The organism is Paenibacillus xylanexedens (assembly GCF_007676705.1).
Taxonomy (GTDB): Bacteria; Bacillota; Bacilli; order Paenibacillales; family Paenibacillaceae; genus Paenibacillus; species Paenibacillus xylanexedens_C.
On sequence record NZ_VEBF01000001.1, the window covers coordinates 1,041,855 to 1,057,810 of the forward strand.

The window sequence follows — 15,956 nt, forward strand, 5'->3', positions numbered from 1 at the left end:
CGATTTCCCTCATTCCTTACGCTGTCCCTCGGCTTGTGCCGTATTGAAAGGACCAAGTTCTTTTTCCACGTAGTCGCTAACCTGGATGGCAAAATGTTCAAGTACGCCTGGCAACTCTACGCTAAGCGGATGGAGCTCAGACCGCTCCCAACTATAATAATCCTGCACCAACGGCTTACGTAACGTAACAAGCTGACGCAATATCTCATAGGTATCATTGTCAAAAACCTTTTCTTCATAATTAATCTGAATAATATCATCATAGCTGCTCGCATCTCTCATGATGAAGCCATCTATCAGATAACTTCCCACATCAGTAACAATCTCGATCGCCAGGTGAAGACAACGTTCCTGTACCATCCCCAGCATGAGACTGCCATCCCAGGCCTGGGCTGCCCGGCGAAGCCCTTCGGCTACCTCCGGTACAGCAGCTAGCCGGCGGGCAATCTGTTCTCTGTTCACATAATACATTCGTTCACTTCCCGTTCAGTGAGTTATCGGTTCCGTTTCCCTCTTCGCTTAAGCCAGAATATCATCACAGGACAAGCGATTAGAAACACAACAAAAATATATAGAAATTCCATAACGTCTCTTAAATCGCTCATGCAGAGTCCCCTTTATTTTAAAGTCGTGTGAATGACAGATTAGATTTCATAGTCCACGGCGATCGACTGTTCTCTGACTTCGTTCATGTACTTGATTACTTCCTGATGAAGCGGGTGAACCTGATACGCCTGAAGGTCCTCCAGTGAAGCAAATTCTGCTGTGAGTGAAATGTCGAATGATCTGTCCGAGCGAAGCACATCAATGCCTACTTCAAGTGAAATCAGAACATCAATTTTGCCCTCCAGGTTGCGAAGCACCTGGGCAGCGGCTTCAATACTTTCTGCTGAACGATCTTTCATTTTGAACAGGACAATATGTTTAATCATCTGAGCAAGCACCTCGTTTGGTATAATAGTAGAAATGAATGAATTTTCGTGTATTCAAAATATATCATAACGTTCTCTATTACGAAAGGATACTTGGAAACGTTCTCTTGAGAAGAAAAACTAATCCGAACCGTTTCCTTTCGGTTCGGATTTCTCTTGAGATCCATCATCCGTCTGTTTTGCGGATTCATTCTGCGAAGTTTGTCCTGTTTCGGCCTGCTGCTTCATACTGACCGGGCTTTGCTGCGGTTGGGGCCATTCCCGATCCGTCAGATACTCCTGACCTTCCTGTTTCTTCAACACGGCTATAGCCTGTCTGAGCTTCCCAGGCAACGGAAGTCCGATTTTTGCATAATTTTCCGTAATTGAGATCAGTTCATTGACCAGGTAGAAATAAATAGCACCACCTTTGATAATATCGGTTCCCATGAGCAGGTCAATTCGGTGGGCAAGCAAGACAACGGTCAGCATCAGCCCTTTGCGAGCTAGCCCCCAGAATCCAATGTTACTATTCAATCCGGTTCCCGTCCTCACAGCCGCCGCCAAACCTGTTATATAATCCACAGCCATCGCGACCGCGAGCAGGCTCAGCAGTTGATCCCATCCGCCAAAAGCAAACGTAACAATCGCTCCCGAGACAGCAGCAAAGGTATTCACAGATAGACTCACGTTCCTCACCTCTCCCTTACACTTGAGTACCCTACAATATATGTAAAAGTAAGAGATTTGACAGGTCACATGTCATGCTGAACTTGCGGAATTATCATTTCAGATTTGTGCACATCCTTTTTTCAAGCCGATGAAGAAAAGAGGATGTTTTTGGGGAAATCAGGGAAATAAACCGCATCATATCAACAAAAATTAGATAAAAGTTCTTTAGACCTATTAGTGGTTAATTAGAACTATATTATTTTTATTCCCGTTCAATTTGACCCGTCATTTTTAGTGAAACATTGTAATCTAGGAATATACTAGGATGTCAATTGCGCATGGTCTAGTTCGTAGTTCCCTCTTTATCGTGAATTGACGCATTGACGCATTTGTAACCGGTAAACCCGGCACTTGAAAGTACCCCGTTGTTTATTGTAGTATTTGGTTAAAAAAAATCGGAGGAAATATGCCTAATCAACCAGAACAACATTCCATCCAGGCGTGGTCTCTGATCAACCGTAAATACTTGGGAAAAGGCGTCCGTGTTAAACGATTCCGAAAACCGACACGCTGTCAAATCCGCAATCGTGTTCTTCTTGCCGTACTGATGGCCAATGATATCAAGCTATCCCAGCTCGCAGAGGACCTCTCCATCTCATCACGCAGTGTCAGTGCGTGGGTGTATGAAGGACGGATACCCGGCAGTACCAATTTGGACAAGACATGCCAATTACTCGGTTACCCGCGCCACATTCTTTTTAATGAAGAAGTTGTGCGTAATAGCCCTGTGATATGTCAACCCGAGGCATCTCGCTTCATGAAGCGTACGGTGACCCGTTCTCCGGTTAGTAACCGTATTCTGACAGGCTTGTGTATGGTCCATGATTTGTCGGTGACAGATGTCAGCCACTGGATCGGGGTTCATCCCGGCACTTTCCGCAAATGGCTGCATCAGGGAACGCTGCCTTCTGCTGCGTTTCAGGAACAAGCGGAGCAATTTTTCCGCATCCCGAAAACTATTTTGTTCGCAGATGTCATCTTGAAAGATCGTCGCAACAACTAAATAAGCGAACAGCCAAAAGGCTCTGCTCTCCCCTAGGGAGGCCAGAGCCTTTTTTAACATAAAACGTATGCCTTCTCTCCCGGACTTGAAGCAGTCTTCTGGCTATTTCATCGGAAATGTCAGATAATCTACCCTTCTTCGCCTTTTGCTTCCAAGGAGAGCCATCACAGCCCTCCTCAAGCTAAGTTTATGCATTTCATCATGACTGATCTCTCTAAAAGACCATCCTCACCTCGTGTTCAACACTTCATTAATATATTTCAAACCGGTATATCGAGGACGAAGCGTGTGTGCTGTGGTGAATGCATGCTCTACCATTTCCGGGGTTACACCCAGTTGTTCAATAGTTACAGGTCCGCCTACTTGTTCCAACCAAGCGGTGAGCTGAGCAGCCTCCGGCAAATGGTCGTATATGCCAAACACGGGTTCACCCGATGTCTGTGCGAGTTCTTTATATTTTACAGTAAGCAATGCACAAGCTACGCCAACTTTGGCACCATGCAGAACAGGTCTCTCTCCCGCTTGCATCAGGTCCATCTCCCAGATATGAGACAGGTGGTGTTCTCCTCCGGACGCCGGACGGGAATGATCTATGATCAGCATGGAGATGCCTGATACAATTAACGCATCCATTAATACAGCCACCCCTTCAGCTCGTCCCTCCGCAATAGCTTGTACATGATCTATACAGGTGTTCAGTGCTTCTTCTGTCATCCGATAAGCGACCGGACAGAACGGTTCTCCGCCCAGCTCACGAGAAACAATCCAGTCTGCAAGCGAAGTATACTTCCCAAGCATATCTCCGAAACCGGCAGCAGTCATCACTTGGGGGGCTTGCTCCAGAATATCCAGATCGGCAAAGATGGCCTCAGGCGGCACAGCCTGAAATGTCTGTTTGACTCCGCTTACAATTAAGGGTGCACCTGCAGAGGTAAACCCATCTACTGAAGCCGCTGTCGGTATGGACAGAAATGGCTTGTTCATTTTGGAACAGACAAATCGCACCAGATCATGGATGGTACCTGAACCCACGGCGATGACTGCCTCACTAGTCAGGTTCACACCCAACATGACTTGTACAATAGCGGCTTCGTCGGCAACGATATCACCCGTGTGATTCTCCGGTAGATTGATCTCATCCACATGAATTTCCGCTTCCCGAATACTGCTCAGTACATCAGATCCAGCGGCCAGAAACGTATGACGATCATAAACAACCGTCACATGATTGTACCCTCGCTCAGACAAATAACCCGGCAACCTCTGAATGGCCCCAGCTTCCAGATGAATCAACATATCCACCAATCGATGTTCATGTCCACAAGCACACTGCTGCGCTTCCTCATTCCATGCTGCAATTCGTTCGTTCATATTCATTCGCTCTTACCCTCCCATATGAGATATCATGCATAATTAACAGGTTAAAACCACAAAATGAAAAAAGGAAATAAAATGTGATGATTTTCCTGATCACACTTTACTTCCTGTACCCAACATTTGCAAATCCATATCTCATATTTCCAAGTAGGTGAATCGATGAAATTAACGAAAGAATTAGGGGTTTCGCTCGGATTTCTCGCCGGAACCACCTTTGGTAGCGGTATCGCTTTTTTGTTTCGTCTCCAGTCCGTTGAAGTTATTGCCAGTGTTACGCTGTTCGGTATCGCAGGAGCCATTGCGGGAATCATCATGGCAATCATTTTGCGGCAGCGGCAGCATTAGAATGTCGGCGCAAAATGGCATATTCACACTAATTCTACAAAAAACAAAGAAAGGTTCATGAATTGCTCTGGAGCAACTCATGAACCTTTCTTTTGTTTGATGCGGTCGAGAGGACTCGAACCTCCACGGGGGGTTAGCCCACACGGACCTGAACCGTGCGCGTCTGCCAATTCCGCCACGACCGCATAATATGTATCTCCTCATCCATCGATGAAAAGCGTTCCGGTGAAGCAATTCCTTGTTTTACCGTAATTCAGAGTATACATGGTTCAAAATTAAAATGCAACTTCTTTTTTTATTTCATTCAGGAAAAGGACATATGTCCTTTTATATCAAATTCAAACATCCTATCGTAGCATTAAGCAAATATACCAACCATACAACCGGAAAAATGAAGGAGAGATCTACTTTGAAAACAGCCAAACTTTGTTTTATCGGTGCCGGATCTCATGCATCCACGAATATATATCCTTCTGTTGTTGAGGCTGGAGGGCAGATCCAGGCCATTGCCACTCGCAATATCGAACGCTCTGAAGCAGCTCTGCTGCGATTTGGCAGCAACGGAAAAGGGTATGACAACGCTCAGCTTATGTTACAGCTGGAAACCTGTGATGGAGTCGTTGTCGTCGCCCAGCCTGTAGATCAGACCACTCTTGTCCTTGAATGTATTCGGGCTGGCAAGAATGTATACGTGGATAAACCGCTTGGATGGAACGCAGCCGAAGCCGCCGCTGTAGCAGAAGCTGCCGAACAGGCTGGCGTCGTCGTCATGGTCGGTTTCATGAAACGTTATGCTCCCATATATATGAAACTCAAGGAACTCATTGATGGAGGTTCGCTAGGTAAGGTGCGTTCGTTCCAGATGAAGTTCGCGGTAGACAGCACACCATTTTGCAAGGATGAGGAACAATTCATGAAGCTCGCTGCCATTCATATGGTTGATCTGATGCGTTTCCTGTTCGGAGAAGCCGTACGGGTTACAGGCACAACTGTGAAGGATGGGGAACATATCAACCAGAGCATTTCCCTTATATTTGAGAATAACGTCGTGGGTAGTGCCTATTTCACCGGCATGAGTGCATGGTCACGAGAAAGCGAAAGTGTACTCGTGACCTTCGATAACGGATTTGCGTCTGCTGAAGAGATCAATACACTCACTGTTCATCCATCCCGACGCTCAACCAGCCTTCCTTGGAAGTCTCTCGAGGAACAAGATAGCGTATATACCTCTTCCGGATCTCCCATGTCTGGAGCTTATCGTGATCTTTATCTGCGTGGGTTCGTTGGTGAAATGGCTCATTTTATTGAATGCTGCCAAAATCATTCTGTCCCACATTCCAGCGCGAAGGATAATATTGGAACAATGGCGCTATGTGACTCTATTCTATCGTCATTGAAATGACGTATATACGTTCATTTCACAAGACGCAACTGAGGATCTTTCTTTGGGCCTGCTTCTCACAAAAAGTAAACGTATAAAAGACAAAAGAAGCTGTCCCTTGTTCTTAGGGGTCAGCTTCTTTACTTATTTGATAACGGTCTGGATTGTAATCGTGCGGTTACGTCCCTCTTCCTTCGCTTGATACAGAGCATTATCCGCCAAGTGGAACAATTCCGTTGCCGTGGTGGAATGCAATGGATATTCAGCAATTCCAGCCGAGATGGTGACGGAACGATCAATAGGCAATATACTTTCTTCGACCGTTATTCGGATACGTTCAGCAATCTCAAAAGCCACGTTAGACTCGGAATTTCTTAACAAGACTACAAATTCCTCTCCACCAAACCGGGCACCGACATCTTCTGGTCGAACAGACAATTGAATGATATTGGCAATGTGTTTCAATACTTCATCCCCAGCATGATGCCCGAATGTATCATTAATGGATTTGAAGCGGTCAATATCCAGAACAATAATGGAGAACGGCACCTCATCCTGAATCCATTCCTGGATGACTTCTTCGAAGGTTCTGCGATTGTTCATGCCTGTTAAAACATCTGTTCTGGCATCATAGACAAGCTGGTTTGTCTGTTTCCTAAAGTTCGCCAATGCACCAACAACCGTTCGTGTGAGAAGGTCTGCCTCTCTATTCCAGTGAGGCTTCATCACCGGTAGATCCACTTGTCCCTTATCGACCTGATTCACCAAATCAGCCAGCATAGCAAAAGGACTGGCCAGCTTGCGTGCAACCCGAACCACAATAAGGGTCAGGATCAGGAAAGGCACTGAAGTGTACAGTAACAACATACGGATATGATGATTCAACTGATCGTACACCGTTTGTGTTGGAGACACGATTACGACGCCCCAGTCTGTTGATGGAACTTTGTAATAACCTGCAAGCGAATCCACACCTGCCAGGTTTTTGTATTGTTCTTTACCGTGCTCGTTTGCTAACAGCTTTTGCACCACTTCATTTTTACTGACATTTTCACCAATTCGGTTGGTGTTTGGGTGAAATAACAAAGTGCCCTTCTTATCCACAATAAAAAAGTAGGAACCATTACTTGTCTTGAGCTGACTGCCAAAAGACAGACTCAATATATTATTTTCCTGTAAAAAGATATTTCCACCGATTGTTCCTTGGTACTCCCCTGCCGAATCAAAGATCGGTTCACTTACAAATACAATTCTGCGTTTGGTTCTGGGTGTCTGGTACGCTTCGGAGATATACGAAGCCCTCAATTTAACTGCTTCTTTTGCTGCATTGGAACTAACATGGTGACCTACGCTAGCCTGTGAGTAAGGTGAGGTAGACCTGACTACTCCCGCTTTATCTACCAAAGAAACGGAATTGAAAAAATTACTGCTATTGCGAACCAAATCCAATGTGGAATTCAATTCTTTTGTATTGGATTGATCCATATCCGGGAAATATTTGGCTGCATATTTCAAACTCTCCTGCATGGAATAAAAAAGCGAATCCAGCGTTTGGCTCATTTGCACAGCGCTTGCGTAATTTAGCGACAAGGTGTTATCAATGAGTGATTGCTTCTGAGATGTATAAGATGAGATGACCATGATGGTCAATGTCATTAAAACTGAAATGGTGACCAACCCGCCAAGCAAGGCCGTAAGGCTAATCTTCTTGATATTTTTTAGTTTTTTTTGTAATCTGGATATCCTGTTTGGTGCAATCATTTTATTACTTCCCCCGGATTTTCATGAAAAAGCATATTCCCTCTATCTTATACGAAAGTTGTTAAGATCGAATGAAGAGTTTGTGAAGTCTTAACAATTACATCGTAAGATTGACGATTTAATGACATTTTACTTTTCCTGGCAGAATTAATGTTCAGGATCAACCTGAATCGACAATGATATATCCTTCTTCTGGCTCCTGTTCAACAAACCCCGCCATGTGACGAAGCTGAAAATCAATCGGATGATGACTGCCCATCAAAATACGATTTTGGACCTCATCTGCCGTTTCTGCAGGCAATGCGAATGCACGTGTATAGGCAAACTGTCCCAGAAGTGTGGTATAGATCGCATTGACAAGCTGATCATTGCCCGCACGTCCGAACACATTAAGGATCACAGCTCCATCCGAGTCCAGCTTGTCCTTGACCATGGCAAAAAAATCACTGGATATAAACTGCTTAGGTGTACCCGTTGCCGTAAAAGCATCAATAATAATATAATCATATGTCTCAGCGGGTTCATGCCCTAATAATTCACGACCATCCCCTATGAGCACAGGATTTCCTTGAAATCCAAAAAAGGTTCGGCTCAATTCAGCGACCTCTGCGTCCAGCTCGGCCACCTTTACCTGACGATCGGACAAGTAGGTTGGCAACGTGCCAATACCATGTCCTACCACAAACACTTTATCAAATGCAGGGTCATTTCGTTCCATTAGATGCACGATCGCTCGGGGATACTCCAACACCATCCGTGTTGGCTCATCCAGATCCATGGCTCCCTGCACAGCTGCGTTGGAGAATTCTAATACACGAAACCGCCCCTTTTCTCCATAAAGCCTTTTTGTATCATATACCGTCAGCTCATGCTGTTCACTTTTATTTCGATACAGAACTCTCACGAACCGTTCTCCCTTCGTACTCTCACACTTATTCGACATATATCTTCATTCTATTACACGGGATGACAACATTCCACCCTATACTTGAATGATCGTAATAGAACAAAAAAGACTGATTCCGATCATACGGAAACAGCCTTTTTATGAAGCTTTCAACATTATTAAGAGCCTATCGCCTCATGCAGAGCCTGGACATATTCCACGCCCAGATTGGAGAGAGAAGTACTCTTGTGACTTATCCAGCCTACATTAATGGTTTCCTCACATTCCAGCGGAACAGGAATAATCTCGTTTCCGTTCAGATCGGCGCTAAGCACTCCCGTAGAGATGGTATACCCATTCAAACCAATCAACAGGTTAAACAATGTTGCGCGGTCATTGACCTGTATGCTTTTCGGATGAGATAACGTACTCAGGATCTCTTCGGAAAAATGAAAGGAATTGTACTCTCCCTGGTCAAAAGACAGGTACGGATAATCTTGCAGTTGCTCGATTGCAACCGACTCCTGCTTCGCCAGCGGGTTCTTCACACTGATAAAGATATGGGGCTTGGCTGTGAACAAGCTTGTGAAGACCAGGCCCGCATCTTTTAACAATTTGTTAATTACTTTGGCATTGAATTCATTCAAGTACAGGATGCCAATTTCACTACGCAGGCTTTTCACGTCCTGAATAATCTCATAGGTCTTTGTCTCTCGAAGCGCCAACTCGTATTCATCCTGACCATACTGCTGTACCAGACGAACAAAGGCATTCACCGCAAACGCATAATGCTGCGTCGATACGGAGAAATGCTGCGGGGATGGCTTGGCGTTCAGATAACGATTCTCCAGCAGTTCAGCTTGTTCTACCACCTGACGCGCATAACTCAGGAACTCCACGCCTTCTTTGGACAGCGATATACCCTTATTGGTACGTTCAAAAATGGTAATTCGCAACTCCTGCTCCAAATCCCGAATGGCATTCGACAGACTGGGCTGAGAGATAAACAGCCGTTTGGCTGCTTCATTCATCGAGCCACGTGTGGCAACTTCAATCACATATTTTAATTGCTGTAAGGTCAAGGTTTTATCCCTCTCTTTCTGGTTCAACAGGCAGACCAACGGTCGCTTCTTCCCACGGAAGTACATTCCATGGACTGTCTGCCCGTTCGAACAAATGCTCTACAAGCGAAAAGTGCTCCAAGGCTGACTCCGTGTCCAATTCTTCATACCCATACTGACGTCCTATAAGGTAAGCAAGTCCGAATTCCGCCCAACTTGAATACGCCTTTTGAATTCGCTGCGCCATTTCATACATAAACGTCCATGCTGTCTTCTCATCTACATAACCGACCTGCATCGCCATTGATATGGCTCGTCCCCAGTCCCAAGCGCTGATGCTTGCCGCGTTCAGACGACTGTCATAGAGCTGGATTATCCTCAATTGAGTTCTGAGCTTCTCATCCTCCAAACCAAGGATATAGTTCTCTTGCTCCTGATGCGTCATTACAGACAATAACGCCCTGCGTTGATCAAATTTATCATGATGCCCGCTTCCTTCTCGAAAATTTTCCATTTGCTGATGAAATGACTGCTCGTCCCGAATACTCCATGCCCGACCAAACATCTCAATGATGCCTTCCCTTTTCCCATCCAATCGTTCAATATCATACCCTGCGGCGAATTCCAAAGCATTTGCCTCAAGTAAAATAGCTCCCGCTGCCAGTGTCCACTGCTGTCTTGCATCAAGCAAAGAATGCATCGTTGAATACCTCCACGTTATAATACGGTCTGAGTTCTTCATCATTTAAAAGATCCGGGAATTGAAGCGGTACCGTTTGTTTCAATCCCGTCTGGAATATATTGAACTTCAGCTTATTGAACCAAGCTCCTCTTTGACTCAGACGCTCTTCCAAATCCTGCAAACGTGCAAGGTAATCCGGATGATTAGGTCGTTCTGCCACAGCCTCTTTGGCATAAACAAGCGCTGATTCTCCTTGACCAAGATGCATATAGGATAAACTCAGTAAACTACATGTATCCCCCCGCAAACCAAACTCGTAGGCTCGGGTTAACATTTTGCGAGCGACATCGTATTTACGTGCTTGATATAGATGTAAGCCCCCATAAAAATAGCTGTAACCATCAATCTTGGCAGGTTCTACCGTTTTATAATAGTGCACCATAGCGCTGTCCAACTCATCCCACTGCTTGAGTTCGGCAAAGATGCGAATCATCTGTAAAAGTGCCCACGGATTATTAGGCTCGTGATTCTGAATCATCAGAATCCATTTTGCTGCCTCCTCAAACTTACGATCCGCAAGCAGGCAGACAGCAATCATTTTTTGAAGATAGAGACTCTCCGGTATGTCATGATAAAATGTCAGCAAGAAATCGTAGGCCATGCTCCAGTGCTTTCTATAAAAATGAATATCCGCTGCTGCGCCAAGAGCTTCTCCCCGATACGAATTGTCTCCAGTCTCCAAATATTGATCAATGACAGTCAAGGCAAGATCAAACTCACATTGTCTCCTGTAGGCTGTAAATAGATGATACAGCGTGCTCGGATAACTCTCGATGCGCAAAGAAGCTTGGAAACACTGTGCGGCATCTTCGAATCTGTCCAATTTCATATAAGAGATGCCAAGGTAGTAATAGAGATCAGCTCTTTCATTACCTTCATTCAGATGAGTCTCAAAGCACGTTATAGCCTTATCATACTGTTCTAGGTGATAGTAACTGAAAGCTAATCCAAATTCGTAGCCTTCCCCACCTTTTAAAGTTTGTGCCTGCAAAAGATTCTCAATAGCCTGCTCATATTCTTCAAGCATTCGATAGGATTCACCGAGATAAAAGTAGACTCCAGGCTCTTCTGCCATATATTCTTTTAGAATAAGACCGTCTGATATTACTGCCTCATAATGATCGAGATTATAATTGACCTTTGTGCGTAAGTACAGAGCCTCTTGATGAACAAAGGCTTCATCTGCAGCCTTTGCGACAGAATGATTAAGGTACTGTAAAGCGAGTTTTCGATCAACATCGTATGCAATTTGAGCAGCCGAGAACCAAGCATTACTGCTTAACAGCACCTCTGATCCAAATCCTTCAATCAAGGATAATACCTTGTCTGATTGTTTACTTATACGGTAAAGCTCAATCAGTTCCTCGATATGTTCCGTTCGAGGATAACTGTTATTTTGAAGCTCTTCTTCCAAAATCGTAATACGTTCTTGCTCATATTCATTTCGTACATGCCATAGACGAGTTCGTAGTTCCAAGTCCGCTGGGAATCGTTCTAACGCTGCCTTATATAAGGCTATGACTTCGTTCTTTCTACCCAACAGGATCAGACATTGCGCTGCAGATGATAATGCAGGACAATAGATGGCTGGTTCAGTTGCATCCGACAACTGCATATTGATGGATAGGGCTTCATTCGTATGTCCACACTTCAGTAACATGTCTGCTAAGTTACGGAGAATTAGAGGCTCATTCGGTAGAATAACTGCAAGCCTTGAGTACATATGGAGTGCGGTCTCCCAATCCTCAACGTTCATCGAATATACCGCAATCAAGCGCAGTAACACAGGGTCTTGTTCATACAGTTCGTAAGCTTTGCCCAACATCTCGTGGGCTGTGTCCAAGTCTTGATGAATGAGTGCACGTCTTGCGAATTCACGAATATATAAATAATTGTCTATCTCCAAACCATCTGCTGCCGCTTGGTGTAAAAATTCCAGCTGCAAATCATATAGACTTTGATTTTGGTAACGAATATGACTCAGAAACGATGACGAAAATCGCTCGCTTAACTCCAGTTCATTGTCCATCCAGCCAAACGTATCATCTAGTAATTTCCATACAAAACCAGGGAGCCAGCTTCGTTCTGACAGAACAACTAACAATTCCGTGTGTAGTCTTTCACGAACCTGAATGCCCCAGAATTGCTCATCCTCCACAAGGTTAACCCATAGATCGTAACGAATGCGTAAGTTGAAATCCTCATACAGTCTAATCACTTCCTCCAGAAAATGATTTACAACTTCACGCAGCGGATCTTCCCACTTTGGAGGAGCTATATGTAAGTCTTCGATATGTATACCTTGAGCTAAATCCTGCTTATCTTCCGTGAATCGGTCTGTACGATCATCATCAAAGTCATTCTTCATCGGTTGATCCTTAACTGTTGATGCCATTTTTCTAGCTTGCTCGTAAGCTGCTCTAAGTTCCTTGAAACCTTCGGGCTGTTCTTCCGGATGATTGTGTTTTAACCTTGAGGCATATGCCCCTTTAATCACATTCAAATCTTCGGTAGGTTCAATACCAAGTATTCCCCAGTAGTCCATGATGTCGTTCCTCTCTTATCTGGAATTCTTCTCAATCTACAGATTTAGTTGCTATCAAAAAAAAGTAAACTTGATCATTAATATATCATATCCCGGCTTATTTAAGGTTCTTTTCCGACAGCCCTCTCCCACCCAAAAGCGAAATCAAACGACTTTTCCGTACACAAAATATGGAATTCCAAAAATAAAAGACCCACATCATTTATGACGTGGGTTTTCAAATTCCAATGGAGAGCATGGCCATCAGGAGAATATATTCTTTTTTTCAAGTACAGACATCTGATTCTCGCCGGTAATAGGACATTCATCAGGAAACATACTTCGTTTATGCAACTTCTCGTCGATAAAATCCACTACCTGTTGTAACGAAGCAATCTGCGCTTCAACTTTCTTCCGATGATTCACCAGCATCTCCCGTTCCTCTGGGAAATCTGCCAGATCCGAATCCATGGACATCTGTAGATATGGCTTCATTTCCTCCAGAGACATTCCTGTTTTTTTCAGGCAAGTGATCAATTTCATCGTGAGTATATCCTCCGGGCGGTATACCCGATGCCGATTGACCTTGCGTTCTGCTCGGGGAAGAAGTCCAATTTTCTCATAATAACGAATTGTATCTTCCGATAATCCGGCCTTTTCTGACGTTTCTTTAATGGAGAACAATTCATTTTCGCTCATCATACGGGCCTCCTCCACTTTCATCTCTCTCCATATTACAACTTGGAGTCAGCTCCAAGTCAAGCATGATCGGCTCTCTCATCTCCCCCCTTGACTTGGAGTCGACTCCAAGTTATAGAATGAGCGCAGCATACAGATTCGTTCTGTAATCTCATTTCTTCTGGAGGTATATATGAATATACAAAATCAACTTCGCACCACACTTATCACAGGCTCAACGTCAGGAATCGGGCTAGAACTGACTCGCAAGTTACTGGCCGAACAATGGCAGGTCATCGGTCTCAATCGTTCCACTTTCCCGACTGACGATACCGATATTCAGAACGCATTACGATCAGGCCAGCTCCAGTTAGTTCAGGCTAACCTGACCAACTACGACAGTCTGAGAACGGCACTGGAACAGATTAAATCCGATACCGATTCGATCGATGTCTTATTTAACAATGCAGGAGGTAGCGCTGCTGAACTTCGTTTTTCTGATCAGGGGCATGAAATGCACTTTGAACTTCAGACCGTGGTTCCTTACATCATTTACATGGATTTAGTTGACCTATTACTCAAAGGACAGATGAAAACCGTCGTAAATACCTCTACCACTGCTTTCAATATGGTCAAACAATTCGATCTAAACATCCTGGAACGTCCGACTGAATTCAAAAAGCTGTTTGGTCCCTATGCCATATCGAAGCTTGGCCTCTCCCTATGGACACGCGAGGTTGCCAAATCTGCCAAAGCGGATGGCATACAACTGCTAAGTGTAGATCCCGGTGGAAATAATACGCTAAGGGGCAACAAAACATCCGGTTTACCCTTCTATATCAAACCCATTATGAAATGGTTCTTCCCCCATCCGAGTCATGGCGCTTCGCTGCTCTACAATGGGGCCTTCTCACCAACCAGACATGAATCCGGTACGTTTCTGGTTAAAAATAAAGCGACAGCCCTTCGTTTCACAGAGCAAGGTCCTGCTGTTCTACATCGAGTAAATGAGATCTATGAGCAGCGTTTTCTTATAAATCAATCTGGAAATCCCGTGGCGTGAACATGAATCTGACGCCTGGAGGTGTACGGGAATTGCACTGGCATCCCAATGCAGATGAATGGCCATACTATCTGACAGGACAAGGAAGAATGACCGTCTCCGGAGGAAATGGCATTTGCTCGCACATTTAATTATCGGGCTGGAGATGTGGGATATGTACCTGTGGCATTGGGACACTATATACAGAATACCGGTACAGACACATTATGGTTCTTGGAGATATTCCGGAGTTGATCGCTTTGAGGATGTGTCATTGAATGTAGTATGCACCTCTATCATTTGTACCGAAATAGGGTAATTGTCAGAGAATCCCACTATACAAGGAGGAATATGAAGATGAGAGCCGTTACGTTTCAGGGAATCAAGGATATTCAAGTCAAAGAGGTTGAAGATCCCAAACTGCAACAGAAGGATGACATTATCGTTCGTATTACTTCCACAGCCATATGTGGATCCGATTTGCACATTTATCAGGGAGCCTTGCCTGCTGCCAAAGATTACGTTATCGGTCATGAACCGATGGGCATTGTAGAAGAAGTTGGTCCGGAAGTGACACGTGTGAAGAAGGGGGACCGCGTGGTCCTGCCTTTTAACATCGCTTGTGGTGAATGCTTCTATTGTCATCATGACATGGAGAGCCAATGCGATAATTCCAATGGCAACCCGGATATTCATACAGGTGGTTATTTTGGATTCACGGAACGCTACGGAAACCACCCCGGAGGTCAGGCAGAATTGTTGCGTGTCCCCTACGGGAATTTCACACCGTTTGTGATTCCGGAATCCTGCGAATTGGAAGATGAAGCCTTATTGTTTCTGTCCGATGTTCTCCCAACCGCTTACTGGAGTGTCGAGAATGCAGGAGTTAAACCGGGAGATACAGTTACCGTACTCGGTAGTGGACCCATTGGGCTGATGACCCAGAAGTTCGCCTGGATGAAAGGTGCCAAGCGCGTTATTGCTGTGGATCGACTACCCTATCGACTGGAGAAAGCCAAACGCTTAAATGATGCAGAGATCTTTAATTTTGAAGACTACGACGATATGGGCGAGCATATTCGTGAGATTACACAAGGCGGGACTGACGTTGTTATCGACTGTGTCGGTATGGATGGCAAAAAGAACATGCTGGAAGAAATCGGGCAGAAACTAAAACTTCATGGCGGCTCCCTAAGCGCGATCGAAATCGGCATGAAAGCTATCCGCAAATTCGGTACCCTTCAATTAACGGGTGTGTATGGTTCATCCTACAATATGTTTCCGTTAGGCAATCTGTTTGAACGTAATATTAATCTCAAAATGGGACAAGCTCCTGTTATACATTACATGCCTGAGTTGTTCCGCAAGATCACTGCTGGTGAATTTGATCCAACCGAGATCATCTCCCATCGAATTTCGCTGGAGAATGCAAGCGATGCGTACCGCATTTTCAACGATCATGAAGACGAATGCACCAAAGTTATACTCAAACCCTGAGCCGACATTTTTGTTT

General features: G+C 44.7%; 14 protein-coding genes, 1 tRNA gene and 2 pseudogenes. 6 read left to right on the plus strand and 11 right to left on the minus strand.

Features of this window, described 5'->3' with window-relative positions; all coding sequences use genetic code 11:
* Positions 1 to 9: 9 nt before the first annotated feature.
* From FS628_RS04550 to FS628_RS04560, 3 genes and pseudogenes are all read right to left on the minus strand, one after another.
* On the minus strand, positions 10 to 471 hold the full coding sequence (locus tag FS628_RS04550) for a DUF86 domain-containing protein (protein ID WP_145319414.1): 462 nt from the start codon (positions 469 to 471) through the stop codon (positions 10 to 12).
* Between the two features lie 173 nt (positions 472 to 644).
* Complete coding sequence (locus FS628_RS04555; RefSeq protein WP_145319417.1) at positions 645 to 932, minus strand: Dabb family protein; 288 nt, start codon at positions 930 to 932, stop codon at positions 645 to 647.
* A gap of 285 nt (positions 933 to 1,217) precedes the next feature.
* Positions 1,218 to 1,610, minus strand: a pseudogene (locus tag FS628_RS04560) (phage holin family protein); the annotation flags it as partial.
* A 439-nt stretch (positions 1,611 to 2,049) separates the two neighbouring features.
* On the opposite strand from FS628_RS04560, the gene FS628_RS04565 reads away from it, so the two are divergent.
* Positions 2,050 to 2,646, plus strand: coding sequence for a helix-turn-helix domain-containing protein (locus FS628_RS04565; RefSeq protein ID WP_145319421.1), 597 nt, complete (start codon positions 2,050 to 2,052; stop codon positions 2,644 to 2,646).
* Positions 2,647 to 2,874: 228 nt separating this feature from the next.
* Here the strand turns inward: FS628_RS04565 and FS628_RS04570 are convergent, their stop codons facing one another.
* Positions 2,875 to 4,023, minus strand: coding sequence for a sn-glycerol-1-phosphate dehydrogenase (locus FS628_RS04570; RefSeq protein ID WP_145319424.1), 1,149 nt, complete (start codon positions 4,021 to 4,023; stop codon positions 2,875 to 2,877).
* 159 nt (positions 4,024 to 4,182) lie between these two features.
* Here FS628_RS04570 and FS628_RS04575 point away from each other — a divergent pair, with 159 nt between their 5' ends.
* Entirely contained in the window at positions 4,183 to 4,368 is a 186-nt protein-coding gene (locus tag FS628_RS04575) for a hypothetical protein (RefSeq protein ID WP_145319427.1), read from the plus strand.
* 100 nt (positions 4,369 to 4,468) lie between these two features.
* Here the strand turns inward: FS628_RS04575 and FS628_RS04580 are convergent.
* Positions 4,469 to 4,553, minus strand: a tRNA-Leu gene (locus tag FS628_RS04580).
* Between the two features lie 224 nt (positions 4,554 to 4,777).
* Here FS628_RS04580 and FS628_RS04585 point away from each other — a divergent pair.
* Positions 4,778 to 5,770: a Gfo/Idh/MocA family protein gene (locus FS628_RS04585; RefSeq protein ID WP_145319430.1), complete on the plus strand. Its 993-nt coding sequence runs from the start codon at positions 4,778 to 4,780 to the stop codon at positions 5,768 to 5,770.
* A 123-nt stretch (positions 5,771 to 5,893) separates the two neighbouring features.
* Here FS628_RS04585 and FS628_RS04590 read toward each other — a convergent pair whose 3' ends face one another.
* From FS628_RS04590 to FS628_RS04615, 6 genes are all read right to left on the minus strand, one after another.
* Positions 5,894 to 7,405: a sensor domain-containing diguanylate cyclase gene (locus FS628_RS04590; protein WP_313958521.1), complete on the minus strand. Its 1,512-nt coding sequence runs from the start codon at positions 7,403 to 7,405 to the stop codon at positions 5,894 to 5,896.
* A 265-nt stretch (positions 7,406 to 7,670) separates the two neighbouring features.
* The gene (locus FS628_RS04595) at positions 7,671 to 8,414 is read right to left on the minus strand and encodes a spermidine synthase (protein WP_260870926.1); all 744 of its coding nucleotides are present in this window, start codon (positions 8,412 to 8,414) and stop codon (positions 7,671 to 7,673) included.
* A 161-nt stretch (positions 8,415 to 8,575) separates the two neighbouring features.
* The gene (locus FS628_RS04600; RefSeq protein ID WP_091017588.1) at positions 8,576 to 9,478 is read right to left on the minus strand and encodes a LysR family transcriptional regulator; all 903 of its coding nucleotides are present in this window, start codon (positions 9,476 to 9,478) and stop codon (positions 8,576 to 8,578) included.
* 4 nt (positions 9,479 to 9,482) lie between these two features.
* Entirely contained in the window at positions 9,483 to 10,157 is a 675-nt protein-coding gene (locus FS628_RS04605) for a DUF1266 domain-containing protein (protein ID WP_186327713.1), read from the minus strand.
* Complete coding sequence (locus tag FS628_RS04610; RefSeq protein ID WP_145319443.1) at positions 10,141 to 12,744, minus strand: tetratricopeptide repeat protein; 2,604 nt, start codon at positions 12,742 to 12,744, stop codon at positions 10,141 to 10,143. Before FS628_RS04610 ends, FS628_RS04605 begins: the two co-directional genes overlap by 17 nt.
* A gap of 243 nt (positions 12,745 to 12,987) precedes the next feature.
* The gene (locus tag FS628_RS04615; RefSeq protein WP_260870927.1) at positions 12,988 to 13,422 is read right to left on the minus strand and encodes a MerR family transcriptional regulator; all 435 of its coding nucleotides are present in this window, start codon (positions 13,420 to 13,422) and stop codon (positions 12,988 to 12,990) included.
* Between the two features lie 172 nt (positions 13,423 to 13,594).
* Between FS628_RS04615 and FS628_RS04620 the strand changes: the two genes are divergently transcribed.
* The 3 genes and pseudogenes from FS628_RS04620 to FS628_RS04630 all read left to right on the plus strand — a co-directional run bounded on the left by FS628_RS04620 (position 13,595) and on the right by FS628_RS04630 (position 15,940).
* Positions 13,595 to 14,464: an SDR family NAD(P)-dependent oxidoreductase gene (locus FS628_RS04620; RefSeq protein ID WP_145319449.1), complete on the plus strand. Its 870-nt coding sequence runs from the start codon at positions 13,595 to 13,597 to the stop codon at positions 14,462 to 14,464.
* Between the two features lie 2 nt (positions 14,465 to 14,466).
* Positions 14,467 to 14,723: pseudogene (locus tag FS628_RS04625) on the plus strand (cupin domain-containing protein); the annotation flags it as partial.
* 77 nt (positions 14,724 to 14,800) lie between these two features.
* Positions 14,801 to 15,940, plus strand: coding sequence for a zinc-dependent alcohol dehydrogenase (locus FS628_RS04630; protein ID WP_145319452.1), 1,140 nt, complete (start codon positions 14,801 to 14,803; stop codon positions 15,938 to 15,940).
* Positions 15,941 to 15,956: the final 16 nt, after the last annotated feature.

Coding starts and splice junctions, on each gene's coding strand:
- FS628_RS04550 (WP_145319414.1), bottom strand. CDS start 471: ATGTATTATGTGAACAGAGAACAGATTGCCCGCCGGCTAGCTGCTGTA.
- FS628_RS04555 (WP_145319417.1), bottom strand. CDS start 932: ATGATTAAACATATTGTCCTGTTCAAAATGAAAGATCGTTCAGCAGAA.
- FS628_RS04565 (WP_145319421.1), top strand. CDS start 2,050: ATGCCTAATCAACCAGAACAACATTCCATCCAGGCGTGGTCTCTGATC.
- FS628_RS04570 (WP_145319424.1), bottom strand. CDS start 4,023: ATGAATATGAACGAACGAATTGCAGCATGGAATGAGGAAGCGCAGCAG.
- FS628_RS04575 (WP_145319427.1), top strand. CDS start 4,183: ATGAAATTAACGAAAGAATTAGGGGTTTCGCTCGGATTTCTCGCCGGA.
- FS628_RS04590 (WP_313958521.1), bottom strand. CDS start 7,405: ATGACATTGACCATCATGGTCATCTCATCTTATACATCTCAGAAGCAA.
- FS628_RS04605 (WP_186327713.1), bottom strand. CDS start 10,157: ATGCATTCTTTGCTTGATGCAAGACAGCAGTGGACACTGGCAGCGGGA.
- FS628_RS04610 (WP_145319443.1), bottom strand. CDS start 12,744: ATGGACTACTGGGGAATACTTGGTATTGAACCTACCGAAGATTTGAAT.
- FS628_RS04615 (WP_260870927.1), bottom strand. CDS start 13,422: ATGAGCGAAAATGAATTGTTCTCCATTAAAGAAACGTCAGAAAAGGCC.
- FS628_RS04620 (WP_145319449.1), top strand. CDS start 13,595: ATGAATATACAAAATCAACTTCGCACCACACTTATCACAGGCTCAACG.
- FS628_RS04630 (WP_145319452.1), top strand. CDS start 14,801: ATGAGAGCCGTTACGTTTCAGGGAATCAAGGATATTCAAGTCAAAGAG.